The organism is Mucilaginibacter calamicampi (assembly GCF_042676765.1).
GTDB lineage: Bacteria > Bacteroidota > Bacteroidia > Sphingobacteriales > Sphingobacteriaceae > Mucilaginibacter > Mucilaginibacter calamicampi.
Map to the genome: position 1 here is coordinate 365,771 of NZ_JBHTHU010000001.1, position 17,320 is coordinate 383,090.

Annotated in this window: 7 protein-coding genes; 5 read left to right on the forward strand and 2 right to left on the reverse strand. The window is 42.2% G+C overall.

The window, feature by feature from the left end; genetic code table 11:
- Positions 1-10: 10 nt before the first annotated feature.
- The gene (locus ACFQZS_RS01620) at positions 11-2,344 is read right to left on the reverse strand and encodes a GAF domain-containing protein (protein ID WP_377096675.1); all 2,334 of its coding nucleotides are present in this window, start codon (positions 2,342-2,344) and stop codon (positions 11-13) included.
- A 103-nt stretch (positions 2,345-2,447) separates the two neighbouring features.
- Complete coding sequence (locus ACFQZS_RS01625; RefSeq protein WP_377096677.1) at positions 2,448-3,059, reverse strand: phosphatase PAP2 family protein; 612 nt, start codon at positions 3,057-3,059, stop codon at positions 2,448-2,450.
- A 235-nt stretch (positions 3,060-3,294) separates the two neighbouring features.
- On the opposite strand from ACFQZS_RS01625, the gene ACFQZS_RS01630 reads away from it, so the two are divergent.
- From ACFQZS_RS01630 to ACFQZS_RS01650, 5 genes are all read left to right on the forward strand, one after another.
- Positions 3,295-7,560 (forward strand): hybrid sensor histidine kinase/response regulator, encoded by a 4,266-nt coding sequence (locus ACFQZS_RS01630; protein ID WP_377096679.1) that lies wholly within the window; start codon positions 3,295-3,297, stop codon positions 7,558-7,560.
- A 692-nt stretch (positions 7,561-8,252) separates the two neighbouring features.
- On the forward strand, positions 8,253-11,414 hold the full coding sequence (locus ACFQZS_RS01635; protein WP_377096681.1) for a glycoside hydrolase family 2 TIM barrel-domain containing protein: 3,162 nt from the start codon (positions 8,253-8,255) through the stop codon (positions 11,412-11,414).
- Positions 11,415-11,505: 91 nt separating this feature from the next.
- Positions 11,506-13,836 carry an outer membrane protein assembly factor BamB family protein gene (locus tag ACFQZS_RS01640; protein ID WP_377096683.1) on the forward strand — a complete coding sequence of 777 codons (2,331 nt, stop codon included), beginning with the start codon at positions 11,506-11,508 and terminating at the stop codon, positions 13,834-13,836.
- 37 nt (positions 13,837-13,873) lie between these two features.
- The gene (locus tag ACFQZS_RS01645) at positions 13,874-14,848 is read left to right on the forward strand and encodes a hypothetical protein (protein ID WP_377096685.1); all 975 of its coding nucleotides are present in this window, start codon (positions 13,874-13,876) and stop codon (positions 14,846-14,848) included.
- A gap of 47 nt (positions 14,849-14,895) precedes the next feature.
- The gene (locus tag ACFQZS_RS01650; protein WP_377096686.1) at positions 14,896-17,298 is read left to right on the forward strand and encodes a glycoside hydrolase family 31 protein; all 2,403 of its coding nucleotides are present in this window, start codon (positions 14,896-14,898) and stop codon (positions 17,296-17,298) included.
- Positions 17,299-17,320 lie beyond the last annotated feature (22 nt).

Sequence of the window (17,320 nt, forward strand, 5' to 3'; positions counted from 1 at the left end):
AGTTGTTGGCTTACAACTGCTCGTACAGCTTATCATATGATGCCGCCCGTAACGCCGGGAGATTTTGATCATGCAGCACACCAACCCGCAACGCCTTTAAACCTGATACGGCCTGCAGATCCTCTACTTCCAGATGCTCTACTGTGGTATCTAATATCCCTTCGGCCTGCAAAATTTTTATATACTTTTTGTATTCCCGGGCTTCTTCGGCTTTTGAATATACAATGGTGATCTTTCCGGGCTTGGTTATCCGTTCGTCAGAACCTTTAATGTGAGCTTTGTCAATTCGCTTTTTGATCACCTCGTAACGGATGTTGTAAGCGCCATCCACATCAAAATGCTTCTCATCCATACGGAAACGGATAGCGATAGGCGTACTGAATATCAGTATTAACGAGGTTACACCCAATGGGTAAGGCAATATACTTTTCAGATCAAACTGCTCTATCTCCATTTCGGCAGTAACCCGCAGTTGCCAAAGGCGTATCCGTTTTAAGTGTTCAGACTTGAACTCCATTTTGGGCGCTATGGTAGCACCCATGTAAAGATTATGCTCAATACCATCTGTTTTAAACCGTTCAAAATAATGCGGAAAAAACTGCTGGATCTCCGCTTGGCGGGTATCAATTACTGTTGTTAATTTTTGATTGATAAGCGACAACGTTTTCTCATAATTTCGGCGTTCCTGATGAAATTCGCCGGTTTTTAAATCCGCATTTAAAAAGTAATTGTCTATTTCTTTTTTAGGCGGCAGCGAACGAAGCAGCGGGTAAACTTTCGTCTCAATGTAATGTTGGATCTGTTGTTCTGTATCTGCCCGGATGTTTAGCAGCAGTTCATCTGTAAAGGTGCGCAGATCAAATAAAACTTCTTCAATATGCAATGTGTTGCCGGGTTTGTTTGCAGCATCTAATATGGCTATAAGCGCTTTTAACTGGTTACCCAGATCTGTCTGCACGCTTTTATTACGGGTTAGCGATGATTCGCTGATATCTACCTGCCCATAAAAAGGGTAAACCTCTTTAAACGTGATCTCTTTAAAAGCATAATCAAGGCCCATGTTCCCCTCGCTTATAAAATTCATGGCCTCGCGTTTAAATTTCCAGTAAACGCTGGGGTGCAGGGTGGTGTAATGGTCTTGTATAAGGGCCTGAACATGGTTTTGCATTTCCTGCATTTTACGGTCGATGCTGTCAACCAAAAAAGGCATTATAATATCCAGCTTGTTGGCCGTAACACTATTCAATTCGTGTCTTCGGGGCGATACCAGTTCTAAAACCCCAAGTAAGGTTTCATTTTTGATAACAGGAGCCAGGATAAAGCTTTGTATACCCTGCTGATGTAAGTGCTTTAACAACCTACTTTCCGGGTACTCTTTTATCATCGCTTCTACATCAGAGCCCGCAAAGTAAGTCTGATCGTGCATAATGCACTGGTAGGGCTCGCCGCTCAGTACCGTGTCAGACTCGGTGCCTAAAATGTAACTTTCAAACTTTAAGCCAACTGCTTTATTGTTGAAATAACCTTCATCCTGATCAAAACGAGAGAATCCTATCTTTAGATCGGGCAGCCTGAACATAGAACGGAAAGCATCCTGAAGGCTTTCCTTTACAACGCCAGGCGCTTGCCGGCTTAACAGATCCTCTTTTAAATTAGAGAGCGCGCTTTCCATGGTAACGTCAACCAGGCTCATAATAGCGAAGCCTTTCATGGCCCAGGCATTAAGCGGAAATTTCTTTTTCCAAAGCGCCAGATCGTCATAATTATCTATCAGTTCGTCAATATCCGCCTGTGTAAGTACCGGCGAATCTTCTGTAGCTGTTACCTCTAAAAAATCGGCATTGTATAAAATGCGGTAATGTTTTACAAGGCCGTCGGCAGTGGGGATATCGTAAAAAAGCGGCTTGGTAAAATCAAGGTGTACATTGTAAAAGCGACTTAAAATTATGCAGCACGTTAGTACATAATACTGATGTTCATCAAAATCGCGTATGTTAATGGCAAAATCGGGGCCGGCTTCATTTAAAATATTTTGAAAGCGCTGCGTTTTGTTAAAAATAAGCGATTGATAAGGCAAACTCACTGCCTTTATTTCGTTAAGCGTTAAGATCTCCGGAAACAGGTCGGCCAGTAGTTCTGCTACAAGCGCTTCGTTTTCAGTGATCTGCTCACGGGTGGTAATACCGTCACGCAGTTCGGGGTGCTGGTTAACCCTGGCTAACAGATCAGCCGCGTGCGCGCTGCGCCAGTCCGCACTGTTTTGCGCGGTAGTTTCCAGCTTTTCAATTACTTTATGAAACGAGAATTGGAAGCGTAAAGGTTTGTCTGTGAACAGCGTAAGCATAGGGATTTCATAAATAACGGGCAAAGTTAATTATAAAAGTATTAGAGCAAATAGCGGCCCCGCTATATTACATTCAAATGAAGCGCTGAAAATTACACAGCCTTTACGGCGTTGCCTGATTGGCTCTCATAAAAGATAAAGAAACAGCCGTGCCCGCACCTAACAATGCGCCGCCCGCAACATCTGTTGGATAATGTACGCCCAGATACATACGCGAATAGCTTACAGAGCCTGCCCACAAAAATGCCGGAGCAATTACATACCATTTGGGGTAAGCCATAGATAAAGCGGTAGCCGTAGCAATGGTAGAAGAGGTATGGCCAGATGGAAAAGAATATTCCTGGGCGCGGTAAACGGGTACAATTTTTATGTTTTGGATAAACGGGCGCGGGCGCTTAGCTATTACTTTAATTAACTGGTTAAGTCCGTAAGATATGGCAGTGCTGCTGGCTACATATAAAGCGTTTTCGCGCATTTGCCTGTCATTACCAATAATGCCGCCAACTAATAAACCTGCGGGGATGCCGATATCGCCATAACGATAGGTATCAGACAAAAATAGCATGAGGCCGGTTTTTTGCGGTGTGCGGTGCTCTGCCAGGTTTATCATAATCCTATCATCCCACTTTTGTATAGGCGATTGCGCAAATCCGTTCTGAAATACGCTAATTATAAAGCACAGCAGTAACAGCCTTTTTCTTATCCTAATGGTCATAAAGCAATATACAATAATAATAAAACCAGTTCTATTATAAGCGGGTGTACACGGTCTTCTCAATTTATTAAATAATTTTTTATTTTCGATTAAAACATTGAAGGGTTAAGTGCATTTATAAAACATATTTTGCAATGTTTTCGTAAACCTTTATAACGTCTGTTTCCCCAATACACTTTAGGTACACCTAATTTACATTAGTGGCTTATAAATGTGGCCAATTATAATAGATAAAATGTGCAAACTTTTGATAAACAGGTACAGCCTGTGGCTTATAATAATTTTAACAGCTTGTTTTTCTTGCCAGGTATTATATGCGCAGCAAAGCTTATCCGGCAAACAAAATGTAAAGTTTACGCATATAACTACAAACGATGGTCTGTCGCAAAGTACAGTTAGCTGTATTTTAAAAGATAGGTATGGTTTTATGTGGTTCGGTACCGAGGATGGGTTAAATAAGTACGATGGTTACCGCTTTATTATTTACCGGCATAAGCTAAGCGATACCAATAGTATTGCAGGTAACACTATAACCGCGCTTTACGAAGATAAGGCGGGCAATTTATGGATAGGCGCAAAAGAGGGGTTGAGCAGATACAACCGGTTGAATGATACTTTTATTAATTATCATGCCGATGCCAATAACCCAAACACTTTAACCAATGCAAGTATTAATACCATTTGCGAGGGCGATAATGGTAACATGTGGATAGGTACCTATATTAACCTTAATCTGTTAAATCTTAAAACAAATAAAATTACGCGCTACCTGGCAGATGGTAAACCCGGCAGCTTAAGTAATACAAGGGTAACCAAAATTTTAAAAGATAGCCTGGGACGCCTATGGGTGGGTACCAATAATGGTTTGAACCTATTCAATCCAAAAACCGGAAAATTCAAAACGTATCGTCACAGTGATATTGATAAAAATAGTATAGGCAGTAGTTATATTAAAGTAATGGCCGATGCCGGGCAGGGGAAACTTATAATCGGAACAAATGATGCCGGTCTGGATATTTTCAATACGGGTACAGGGGTTTTCAGCCATCACCTTGCAAAAAGTAGCGATACTTCAGGTATAAGTCATAATAACGTTCATGCTATTGCTGAGACAAGCGCCGGGAATTTTTGGATAGGTACTGAAGATGGGCTTGACTTTTATAATATGCATAATGATAAGTTCACCACCTTTAAAAACTCTCCTGCAGATAATACCAGCTTAAGCGGATCATCAGTAAGGGCCGTATTTGTTGATGAACTGGGTACGCTTTGGGCTTCGGCAAATGCAGCCGGACTAAGTAAGTATGATAAAAGTTTATCCTTATTTAAAACCTATAGTTATTTATATGGTGATAAAAGGGGCCTGGCAGACAAGGAAGTAACCTCATTTGCTAACGCTGATAACGGCAATATTTGGATTGGCACGGATGGCGGAGGCGTAAATCTGTTTGATACAAAAAATAATACTTTTAGCTACTACCAGCATCAGGATAAGGTAAAGAACGGAATATCTGCTAACAACGTTCTTGCTATTTTAAAAAGCAAAACAGGTAACCGCTTATGGATAGGTACTTATACCGGCGGCCTGGATCTGTTTGATATCAACAAAAAAACGTTTACCAATTTCACAAAAGGAGACCGCGCCGACCAATTGTCAGACGAAAGGATTTTTGCTTTAATGGAAGACAGCAAAAACAATTTATGGATAGGTACAAATGGTGGTGGTATTAATATACTAGACCCATCATTAAAAAAAATTACCAGGCTTAAAAGTGAGTTAAACAATAGTAACACCATAAGCAACGATGTTATACGCTGCTTTTACGAGGATAGAAATGGCAATGTATGGATTGGTACATATAATGCAGGCCTTAGTGTTTATCATGCTGCAACCGGCACCATTAGCAGGCTTAACAAGAGTAACAGTGGGCTGTCAAACAATATTATTTATAACATCACCGGCGATAGAAACGGCAATATCTGGGTGGCTACCGGGGGCGGATTAAATAAATTTTTACCGGATAGAAATCGATTTAAAGTATATACAACCGCAAACGGGCTGCCAAATAATAATATTTACAGTTTGGTTTATGATGGGGGAAGATACCTGTGGTTGAGCACCAATATGGGTATCAGCCGTTTTGATCTCAGCACAAGCACCTTTAAAAATTTTACATTAAAAAACGGCCTGCAGGATCATGAGTTTAAGTTGAACGCGGGTTTCAAATCTGCTTCAGGCGAAATTTATTTTGGCGGAATAAATGGATTCAATCGTTTTGATCCAACGTATATAGTTGAAAATAAGAATATTCCGAAGGTGGTTATAACAGGTTTTGAATTATTTAACAAGCCGGTTATAGCAGGGCAGCCCAATTCGCCATTAAAGCAGTCTATTAGCGATACGCGTGTTATTACGTTAACGCACCGGCAGTCCATATTTACATTTGAATTTTCAGCCTTAAATTATACGGTGCCAGAAGACAATACCTACGCGTATATGCTGGAGGGTTTGGAAAAAGATTGGAACTATGTAGGCAATCATCACAGGGCTACTTATACTAATTTAAACGCGGGTACCTACATTTTTAGGGTTAAAGCCGCTAATAATGATGGAGTTTGGAACGAAAACGGCACAGCAATAGAAGTTATAATATTGCCGCCCTTTTGGTTAACCTGGTGGTTTAAAATACTGGTGGGGGTGTTTATTGTTTTTGTACTATACGCTTTATACAGTTATAGGATAAAAACCATTAAAGCGCAGAAACTTGTGTTGGAAAGACAGGTTACAAAACGAACACAAGAGGTGCTGAAACAGGCGGAGGACCTTAAAAAATTAAATAATGATCTGATAGAACAGACCGAAGAGCTGCAGACTTTAAATGAAGAGTTGCACGAGCAACGTATACAGGAAGAAAAAGCCCACGCAGACGCGGAGCAAGCCCGGTTAGACGCTGAACAGGCCAACAAGGCTAAAAGCATATTTTTAGCTACCATGAGCCACGAAATACGTACACCTATGAACGGTGTTATTGGCATGGCAGCATTACTGGGCGAAACCAAACTTAATGAAGAGCAGCACGAGTATGCCGAAACCATAATACATAGTGGCGAGGCGTTGTTAAACGTAATTAACGGCATACTTGATTTTTCAAAGATCGAATCGGGTAAAATGGAGCTGGACCCGCATGAATTTGAACTGAGAGTATGTATTGAAGAAGTATTTGACCTGTTTGCCAAAAAAACGACGGAAAACAATATCGACCTAATTTATCAAATAGACCATCGGTTACCGTCTTTAATAATTGCTGATGGAATGCGTTTGAGGCAAGTATTAATTAACCTGGTAAGCAATGCCATTAAATTTACACATGAGGGCGAGGTTTTTTTAAATGTTATGTTGCTTGGCCGCACGGATAATGTATTAGAGCTGGCTTTTGAAGTAACCGACACAGGTATAGGTATACCCCCGGAAAAGTTACCACAATTATTTGAAGCATTTACCCAGGTAGACTCGTCAATAACGCGCAAGTATGGCGGCACGGGTTTAGGGCTGGCAATTAGTAAACGACTTATACATTTAATGGGCGGCTCAATAACCGTAGATAGCAAGGAGAATAAAGGCACCAGTTTTAAGTTTACCATAAAGTGCGATGCTTTGCAGCACGATAGACTGGAAGCATCTGCACTTCCGGACATTCAGAATAAAAACATACTGATTGTTGATGACAATGCAACTAACTTAAAAGTATTAAAAGCACAGCTAGAAATATGGAAACTGAATGCTACTTCAACACATTCGGCAGCTGCGGCACTTGAACTTTTAGAAACCGGGAGTACTTTTGATATGGTAATTACCGATATGCAAATGCCCGAAATGGATGGCCTTGCTTTTACCCGAGTGGTTAAAAAAATGTATCCTCAATTGCCGGTAATTCTGTTAAGTTCTATAGGTAACGAGTCGCAAAAAAATTATCCTAATTTATTTGCGGCAACGCTCACCAAGCCTATAAAACAGCATCATTTAAGCATGGCCATACAAAATGAGTTTAAGCACAAACAGTACTTAAACAATAACGAACATAAAACCACATCGCTTTTGTCTGTTGATTTTGCTGTTGAAAACCCGGCCAGCATATTGGTAGCCGAGGATAACCTGATAAATCAAAAGCTTATTATGCGGATTTTAGAGAAGCTTGGCTTTGAGGCCACATTAGCCAATAATGGCCAGGAGGTATTAGAGCAGCTTGATAAAAGGCCCTTCGATATTATATTAATGGACATACAAATGCCGGAAATAGATGGGTTAGAAGCTACCCGTATTATCCGTAAAACGGATAAAATTGATCAGCCATATATTATTGCTATGACTGCTAACGCCATGCCCGAAGATAGGGAGGATTGCTTTGCAGCCGGTATGGATAATTATGTGTCCAAACCTGTTAGGCTGGATTTGCTGATAAATGTGCTGCGGGAGGGCTACAAAGCCAGGCACACCCGTTAACAGCAAACTTGTTTCGCGCTCTTAAATACGGCCAATATTAACTCGGCGGTAATAATATATTTATATAATCGCGGGTTTAAGTATGGTAATATCCCTTAATAAAAAGGTAATTAGATTAATTTTTAAATGCTGAATTAAATGTTAATTCGAAATACCAATTAAAGTCTTAAGCATCAAAATTTACAGCTATTCGCGAAGCATTTACGTGGATCCAAAACGGAAAAACTGTTAAATGAGCATTTCGCGAATGATGCGATTTTAGCGGGTTGTTTGAACAAAAAAAGCCATTCGCTTTTGATTTCGCGAATGGCATTTAAGGCGAACCTGGTGTGGAGTGGTTACAATACCCCAGGCTTCATTTTAGTATAAGCGGGTTAAAGCCGCGTTATCAATAGATACGCGGCTTTTATTTTGTTACAAAGACTAAAACGCATTAAATATAACATTTACAGATGATTAAAAAAGGTTTAATTTTTATAAAGCAGCATTAGGAAGATGAGCGCGACGGATATAATTGCTTGCCATAGGCGACAGGACAGGTGCTTATACTAATTATCTAAAAAGCCGTACATTTAATATCGTAATGGCAAGCGAAAAAAATGGTGGTGGTGTTGATCAAGATACACCGGCCAAAAAAATAACTTACACAGGTAAACCAATTTTAATTAAAATTTAATAACTACAACCTATTTATGTTCCGTTCAGGATTTTCTTTTAAGCGCCTTTGTTTAGCAGGCATTTTCATTTTAGCGTTGAGTAACACTGGCAATGCGCAAACAGCGCTCAGGCCGGGCATTGATTTTCCCGCAGAAATAGAAAATCCCGAAATAACAGGTATCAATAAAGAGGCTTATCACGCTACTTTAATGCCCTATGCTAATTTACAGGAAGCATTGGCAGCAAAAAGACACGCTTCAACATTCGCGCGTAGTCTTAATGGCAAATGGAAATTTAACTGGGTAGCCAGCCCGGAAAAACGACCGGTTGATTTTTATAAAACAGATTTTGACGTATCCAAATGGGCAGATATAGCTGTGCCTTCTAACTGGGAGGTGCAGGGCTATGGTACGCCATTTTACCGCAACCTGGGTTATACAATAAAGAAGGATTTTCCGCACGTAATGAGCGAGCCCGATAAAAGGTACACCGCTTACAATGAGCGTAATCCGGTGGGTAGCTACAAAAGAAATTTTGAAGTCCCGGCAGAATGGGCTGGCAGAAGGATATTTGTAACTTTTGACGGCGTTGATGCAGGCTTTTTCTTATGGGTGAACGGACAAAAAGTAGGTTTTAGCGTTAACAGCCGTAATGCTGCCGAGTTTGACTTGACTAAATACTTAAAACCGGGTACCAACACCATCGCTGCCGAGGTTTATCAATATACATCAGGCACTTGGTTAGAAGACCAGGATATGTGGCGCTTGCATGGCATCTTCCGCAATGTTACTTTATGGAGTTCGCCCCAAACACACATCCGCGACTTTTTTGTAAAACCCGAATTGGATGCGAGCTATCGCGACGCGGTTGTAAAAGTATCTGCCAAAATAAAAAACTACGGCGATAACACTTCCAAAGCGCAAGCGTTGACAGCTACGCTTTACGATAATACAGGTAAGGAAATTGCTAAGGGTAATGTATCCGGCGGCGCGTTAAACGCTAACCAGGAGCAGGAGCTGATCATTACTTTTCCGGTTACCAATCCTGCAAAATGGACGGCAGAAACACCAACGCTGTATACAGCGGTTTTAACCACCGGCGAGGGCGAGATCATTTCTCAAAAAATTGGCTTCCGTAAGGTAGAGATCAAGGGGCGTATATTCATGGTAAATGGTGTACCCATCAAGTTAAAAGGCGTTAACCGCCACGAGCATTGGTCAGACGTGGGGCATGCTATTACAGAGGAGCAGATGATACGCGACCTTGAAGTTATAAAACAAGGAAACTGTAATCACATACGTACTTCGCACTATTCAAATGATCCTCGCTGGTATGAGCTTTGCGATGAATGGGGTATTTGGCTGGTTGCTGAAGCGAATATGGAGTACCATGGTTATGACCGTAAGTTTGACGAGGAACCTACCATGAAAGCTGCTATTGTTGACCGTAACGTAGCCAACGTTGAAAATTTTAAGAACCATCCTTCAGTAATCATATGGTCATTAGGCAACGAAGGTGGTATAGGCGGAACCAATGTTGGAGCAGCCCTTACGGCTATTAAAGCCATTGATCCATCGCGCCCAACACATTATGAGCGTTACGGTACCGGTAAAAATAACCCTGCCGATCTGGATGGCAGAATGTACGGAACCGCTGAAGATTATCTAAGAATAGCTCAGGATAAAAATCTTACTAAACCCTTATACATTTGCGAGTTTGTGCATGCCATGTTTAACTCAATGGGTTCTTTAGATACCTACTCTGAGTTATTTGATAACACCCCCGAAATTTTGGGTGGTGCGATCTGGGAGTTTCAGGATCAGGCATTGTGGAACAGACGCGATCCTAAACACCCTATTTTAGCTTATGGTGGTGGTTTTGGCGAGTTCCCTAATGATCATTACTTTATCCATAAAGGTGTTGTAGCCTGGGATAGAAAAACGGTTAAGCCGCATTATCCGGAAATGAAAAAGGCGTTCCAATGGATCGGTACTGATCTGACAGATGCCATTGCCGGTACTATCCGTATCCGCAATAAGTTTCAGTTTGTAGCGCTTGACGGTTATGACGGAGCGTGGAGCTTGACAGAAAACGGCGTGGAAATAAGTAAGGGGACATTTATTGTACCACGTGTTGCTGCCAAACGCGAAGGACGTGCCACCATCCCATTTAAAATTGAGCACCCTAAACCGGGAGCAGAGTACTACTTAAGAATATCATACACACAGGACCATAAAACCCTTTGGGCCGATAAAGGCTTTGAGGTTGCCTGGGATCAGTTTAAAGTGCCGGTTAACACCCTGCCTATCGTAGAAGCTAAATCAACCAAACCGGTTGCATTAAGCCAAACACCACTGCTTATAAAAGTTACCGGCCAGGGTTTTGCATTAAACTTTGATAAAAAAACCGGGCAAATGAGCCAATTGGTTAAAAATGGTGTTAACGTACTAACCGCAGGTGGCGGCCCTAAAGTTCACCTGTGGAGGGCTGCCCACCGCAACGATGACATGTGGGCCAATTCTGCCTGGGAAAAATATGGTGTAAATAACCTGAAGTTTTCATTGGTAGATATTAAGGCGCAAACAGTGGATATGTTTACGGTTAAAGTAACAGCTACGGTAAGGGGCGAAGGGAAGGAAGGTTTTGGCGTTTATCATACAGCTACTTACTTAATTAAGGGAGATGGTTCTGTTAATGTTGATAATGATATGCAGTTTGAAGGCATGCAGATAAGCCTGGGCCGCATTGGCGTGCGTATGTTGCTTAACAAGGACCTTGACCATATGAAATATTTTGGCAGAGGCCCATTGGAAAATTATAATGACCGTAAAGCCTCGGCTGATGTTGGATTGTATGAACTGGGTGTTAACGACCAGTATGAATATGAAAAACCGATGGATAGGGGCAACCATGAAGAAGTGCGTTGGGTTGAGTTTGCTGGTGGTAAAACACCTTCACTTAAAATAAAAAGTGACGCCAACCTTATGCAGGTATCGGCATTGCCGCATACCGACGAGCAAATGTTCCCGGTTGAGTACAAGATCGATTTGCCGCCAAGCACGGCTACCGTGTTTTGTTTGTCAACCAAAACGCTGGGCGTTGGCTCGGCAAGTTGCGGTCCAAGGCCGTTGGAAAAATTCCAGGTATGGGCCAACAATACCAAATTTGCTTATACCATACAGTTAAGTCCTAAATAAAAAAATGTAACATTCTTAATATGGCTTGAAGGTATGAGGGAAGGCTGTTAACTTAGCATTAAACATAGTTTACCAATAATAAACCAATTATATGAAACCAATTTTACTTAAAAATTTATCCTACGCCCGTAGTATAAAAATTGGTCTTTCGGCTGTCGCTTGTATGGCTTTTATAGCGGCTGTTGTGCCTTCTAATAAAGAGGATGGACCTAAAAAGAAAGCTGCGGCAGTTGTGCCACCGCCCCATACAGAGTGGAAAGATTACGGAGGCGGCCCTGACCATTCAAAGTTTATGAACTTTACCCAGATCAACAAAAAAAATGTTGCTGATCTGCAACCTTCATTCATATATTCAACAGCTGCAGAAAGGGGAAACTCATACAAGTTTAACCCTATTATTGTTGATGGGATAATGTATGTAATGGCAAAAAATTACTCACTGGTCGCAATCGATATAGCAACAGGCAAAGAGTTGTGGATACATGCTAATTTGAGATCCATCGTTCAGCGTGGTATCAATTTTTGGCAAAGTAAAGACAAAAAGCAGAAACGCTTTTTGATCTCGTTGGGCAATTATCTTCAGGCAATTGATGCCAATACTGGAAAATCTATAATGACATTTGGAAAGAATGGTTCAGTGGATCTTAAAGAAGGGATTGGCCGTGCTCCCGAATTGTTAAGGCGTATGGCATCAACCTCTGCAGGGCATATCTATGATAACATATTGCTGCTTGGCTCTGCTCCTGGTGAGGATCCTTTTGCAGGCCCCGGCGATGTTAGGGGTTATGACGTAATTACCGGCAAGATGCTATGGGTGTTTCATACCATTCCGCATCCCGGCGAGTATGGTTATGACAGCTGGCCTAAAGATGCCTGGAAATATTCAGGAGCAGCCAATACCTGGGGAGAGATCTCGGTTGACGAAAAACGCGGTATAGCTTACTTCCCTCTGGGTTCTCCTACTTATGATTATGATGGTGTTGACCGTAAAGGCAATAATGTTTTTGGCAATAGCCTTTTAGCATTAGACGCGCGTACCGGAAAACGCCTTTGGCATTTCCAAACTGTACACCATGATATATGGGATTATGATTTGACAGCAGCACCGCAACTTGTTACAATTAACCACAATGGTAAAAAAATTGATGCGGTAGCTCAGGCTTCAAAAAACGGATATATGTATGTGTTTGACCGCGTTACCGGTAAACCTATATGGCCTATTAAAGAAATGCCTTTCCCTAAAAGCGATTTGCCGGGTGAGTGGACATCGCCTACACAACCCATTCCAACTGTAGTACCGCCGTTTAACAGGCACAATGTTACTGAAAAGGATGTAAATCCTTATTTGCCTGAAGCTACCCGGGAACAATACATTGCACGCATTAAGGCTGCCAAAACAGGCATGTATCAACCGCTGTCTGATAAATACGAGGTGTTTGCTTCGCCCGGATCTGTTGGCGGCGCCAACCAGGGTAATACGGCAGCAAACCCGGATAAGGGTATGGTGTATGTAATGTACCAGGAAATGACATGTTTTTACCAATTGGTAAAAAGGGCTGACAGGGCGCCGCGTGGCGGAGGCAATCCTAACGCTGCCCTGGCGCAACGCGGACAAGCTGCTTACGTGCAGTATTGCCAATCATGCCATGGGGCAGACCGTAATGGCGTTGACGGAGCGGGAGTGTCTTTGGCAGATTTGGGTAACCGCGTACCTGCTGATCTGTTTAAAACATATATCAATAATGGTAAGGGCCGTATGCCTGCTCAGCCGCACATTGATGATGCTACACTTACGTCGATATACACTTTCCTTAATCCTGGTGGCCGTGGCGGTCGCCCGGGTGCTGGTCCGGCATCTAACGCTATGCCAGAGGGTCCGGTAGTTGCATCAGGTGGCGCTCCAATACAAAATCCGAGCAGTGCAAGTGAATCTGCGGGTGGCATGACTGATTATCCTGCAGATTACACAGGACCAAAATCTATTTACATAGAGAGAAGCAATTGGGGTACTGCCATATCTGATATTTTGGCTCCGCCATTTGCAGGTATCGCAGCGTACGATATGAATAAAGGCACCATAAAATGGAAAATACCTTTGGGTGAGTATTCAAAATCAGATGTTAAAGGTTTAGGCACCCCTAACGGTACGCAAAACAAAGGTATGGTAGTAACTGCCTCAGGCTTAATATTTGCAACTTGTGCTGATGGTAAAGTGCGCGCAATAGATGCCGACAATGGTAAGGTTTTATGGGAGTATAACCTTGGCCGCAGCCAGCCTTCAGGCATACCTGCTATGTTCATGCTTAATGGCAAACAATATCTTGTGGTAATTTCAACAGGTGCTTTATTAGATAGGACCAAGAAAGAGGAAGATGTGCCAAAAGGTTATATCACCTTCGCGCTGCCCGATTTGAAAAAATAGATTTATTATAATAATACTAAATCATAAACTAAACACCATGATAGTTAACAAAAAATTACAATTAGTAAGAGCAGCTTGTATGCTCTTGCTAATTGTATCAATTAGCATTACGGCTTCGGCACAAAAGGTACCCACTAAAACCATTTATTTTTTAGCTGGTCCTAAAGATCATGCCGGCCCGGAAGGCTCGGGGCGCCATGAAACCCGCCGTGACCTTTTAGTAATGCAGCGTTGTATAGATAGTATCAGTAACGCAACAGGTGTAAAAATTGTAACTAAGTTTTCTTACATGCGTAATGCGTTGGATATTGAGGATTTGAAAGGCGTTGATGCTATAATTGTTGAATGCAGTGCCGAAGGCTCTTCAAAAGAGCGTGCGCACCCTTTATTTCCGCCCAGCGGCGACAATACCAGGACATATGATAAGGCTACGCTTGCTTATTTGGCACAGTTAGATAGTTTGCATAAAGCAGGTATGGGCATTATGGTATTGCACTGGGGAATTACTACTACCAATCAAAAAGCAACACAATATTATCTAAGCTGGTTTGGTTCATCAAGTTTAAGTGGTTACACCCGCAACCCGCTGGGTTATTGGGAGGTTAAACCTATTGAAGCCGCAAAGAATCATCCTATTTTACGTGGTGTTGGTCCGTTTAACTATAAGGATGAAATATTCTCAAGAATGGTTGTTAACCCGGGCGATCCCTACCGTACAGATCTGCTTACCGGCACAATATCAAAAAGCAATCAGGGCGCTTCCGAGCCGTTGGGTATCGCGACAGCATATGACAAAAATGGCGCACGTGGCGTACTTTGGGGCGGTATGGACTATCACTCAGCTTTGCTAAACGAGAACTATCGCCGCTTTGTGCTGAACGCGATATTATGGACAGCCGGTATAGAGGTACCAAAAGGTGGTGTTAAAACGAATGCAAAAGGACTGCAGTTATCAGCCAGTAAACCTGATGAATTTGACAGATTGAAACCTGAAGGATTTGTATTAAAGTAAAACTATGCGTGTGTCTTTGCTGATGCACTTAATTATACCAACAAGCAATGTTAAAATCCATTTTTAAGGCGGCACTTTATTTAGGTGCCGCCTTCCCAATTATTTGTAGCGCCCAAACTTATCAGCCAACTACATTAGGCGCTAAGGCTGTGTTAAAAGATCAGTCAATAGAAATACAGTTTTACAGCCCCGATATTGTTAGGGTTATAAAAACGCCGGTTGGCAGAACTTTCCGCACCGAAGGCTTGTCTGTAATAAAAAAGCCTGAACAAACTGCATTAAAACTTAGTAAGCGCGGCGATGCAGTTGATATTGCCAGTAGCAAACTGAAGGTATCGCTTGATCTTAAAACCGGAGCAATTAGCTATGCAACAGCTAAAGGCGCTTCATTATTAAAAGAGAAAACGGATGGTGCATCTTTCAAGCCATTTGATGATGCCGGAAATAAAACGCTTACTGTTGCTCAATCTTTCGTGTTAGATAAGGATGAGGCTATTTATGGCTTAGGGCAACACCAACGCGGTAACCTGAACCAGCGCAACCAGGTTTACAAAAACATGATGCAGGGGAATACAGAGGACGTTGTACCTTTTATTCAATCTGTTAAGGGATATGGCGTATTTTGGGATAATTACTCGCCTACAACTTTCAGTGATACCCAGGCCGAAACCTTCTTTTCATCTGATGTAGGTGAGGGGATAGACTACTATTTTATGAATGGCGGCAATGCTGATGGAGTTACCGCTAAAATGCGCGATCTGACAGGGCAGGCACCCATGATGCCATTGTGGACGTTTGGTTTCTGGCAAAGTAAAGAGCGTTATAAAACCCAGGACGAAACAGTAGGTATCGTAAAAAAATATCGCGAGTTAGGTGTGCCGCTTGATGGCATTGTGCAAGACTGGCAATATTGGGGCAACAATTACTTGTGGAATTCTATGGAGTTTTTGAACGTGGATTTTTCAAATCCACGAAAAATGATGACAGATGTGCATAATTTAAACGCGCATCTGATGATCTCTATCTGGTCATCATTTGGCCCTGAAACCAAGCCTTATAAAGATATGAAGGCTAAGAACATGCTGCTTGATTTTCATACCTGGCCAGAATCGGGATCAGAATTATGGCCGCCCAAGCAGGACTATCCTTCGGGCGTTCGCCCTTATGATGTATATAACCCCGAAGCACGTAATATTTATTGGAACTACCTGAGTAAAGGTTTATTTCCTTTTGGTATAGACGGTTGGTGGATGGATTCTACCGAACCCGATCACCTTAGCGCCAAACCAACAGACCTGGATATTAAAACCTATTTGGGCTCTTTCCGTAAGGTACGTAATGCCTATCCTTTAATGGGTGTTGGCGGCGTTTATGACCATCAGCGTGCGGTAAGCTCAGACAAACGTGTTTTTATATTAACACGTTCTGCATTTGCCGGGCAGCAGCGCTATGGCGCCAACACATGGTCTGGCGATATTACCTCTTCATGGGAGACACTTGCCAAGCAGATCCCAACCGGGCTTAACTTTTCTTTAAGCGCTATCCCATATTGGAATGCCGATATTGGCGGATTCTTCTTAACTAAGTACCCCAGAAAGCTTCAGGATGCGGATTACAGAGAACTTTACGCCAGATGGATGGAGTTTGGAACCTTTACCCCTTTAATGCGTTCGCACGGTGCAGATGCGCCGAGAGAGATCTGGCAGTTTGGTAAAAAGGGAGATAAGGTTTACGATGCTGCCGAGAAGTTTATCAATTTACGCTACAGATTGCTGCCTTATATCTATTCTGCATCGTGGGATATAACCGCTCATCAATCAAGCATGATGCGGGCCCTGTTTATGGATTTTGCAGCGGATAAGAACGTTTGGGATATAAACGGCGAGTACATGTTCGGTAAATCAATATTGGTAAACCCGGTAACCAAGGGTATGTATACCAAGACGCAGGGCACCAACAGTAATACAGAAGATTTCAGCGCGGTAAAATCTCAGGAGACCTACTTGCCTGCAGGTGCATCATGGTACGATTTCTGGACAGGCCAGAAATTGGCAGGAGGGGCTAAAGTGACCAGGGAAACGCCCTTGGATATAATTCCACTGTACATTAAGGCGGGTTCTATTTTGCCTTTCGGTCCGCAGGTGCAGTATTCGTCAGAAAAAAAATGGGATAACCTGGAAATAAGGGTTTACCCGGGTGCCGATGGTGATTTTACGCTCTACGAAGACGAGAACGATAATTACAACTATGAAAAGGGACAGTACAGCGAGATCACTTTCCATTGGGATGATAAGAAAGGCACACTAAGCATAGCCGACAGAAAAGGCAAGTTTAAAGGAATGCTGAATAACCGCACCTTTAATGTTGTGTTGGCCCCGGCAGGAGTAAATAACAGCACTAATGTGAAAGCTGTAAGTTACACAGGCAAAAAAACTTCTATAAAACTTTAAACGCTTTAACAATAAAAAAAGT

Bases quoted from the DNA above. Each gene is read 5' to 3' on its own strand.
- ACFQZS_RS01620 (WP_377096675.1), bottom strand. From the start codon at position 2,344: ATGCTTACGCTGTTCACAGACAAACCTTTACGCTTCCAATTCTCGTTT.
- ACFQZS_RS01625 (WP_377096677.1), bottom strand. From the start codon at position 3,059: ATGACCATTAGGATAAGAAAAAGGCTGTTACTGCTGTGCTTTATAATT.
- ACFQZS_RS01630 (WP_377096679.1), top strand. From the start codon at position 3,295: ATGTGCAAACTTTTGATAAACAGGTACAGCCTGTGGCTTATAATAATT.
- ACFQZS_RS01635 (WP_377096681.1), top strand. From the start codon at position 8,253: ATGTTCCGTTCAGGATTTTCTTTTAAGCGCCTTTGTTTAGCAGGCATT.
- ACFQZS_RS01640 (WP_377096683.1), top strand. From the start codon at position 11,506: ATGAAACCAATTTTACTTAAAAATTTATCCTACGCCCGTAGTATAAAA.
- ACFQZS_RS01645 (WP_377096685.1), top strand. From the start codon at position 13,874: ATGATAGTTAACAAAAAATTACAATTAGTAAGAGCAGCTTGTATGCTC.
- ACFQZS_RS01650 (WP_377096686.1), top strand. From the start codon at position 14,896: ATGTTAAAATCCATTTTTAAGGCGGCACTTTATTTAGGTGCCGCCTTC.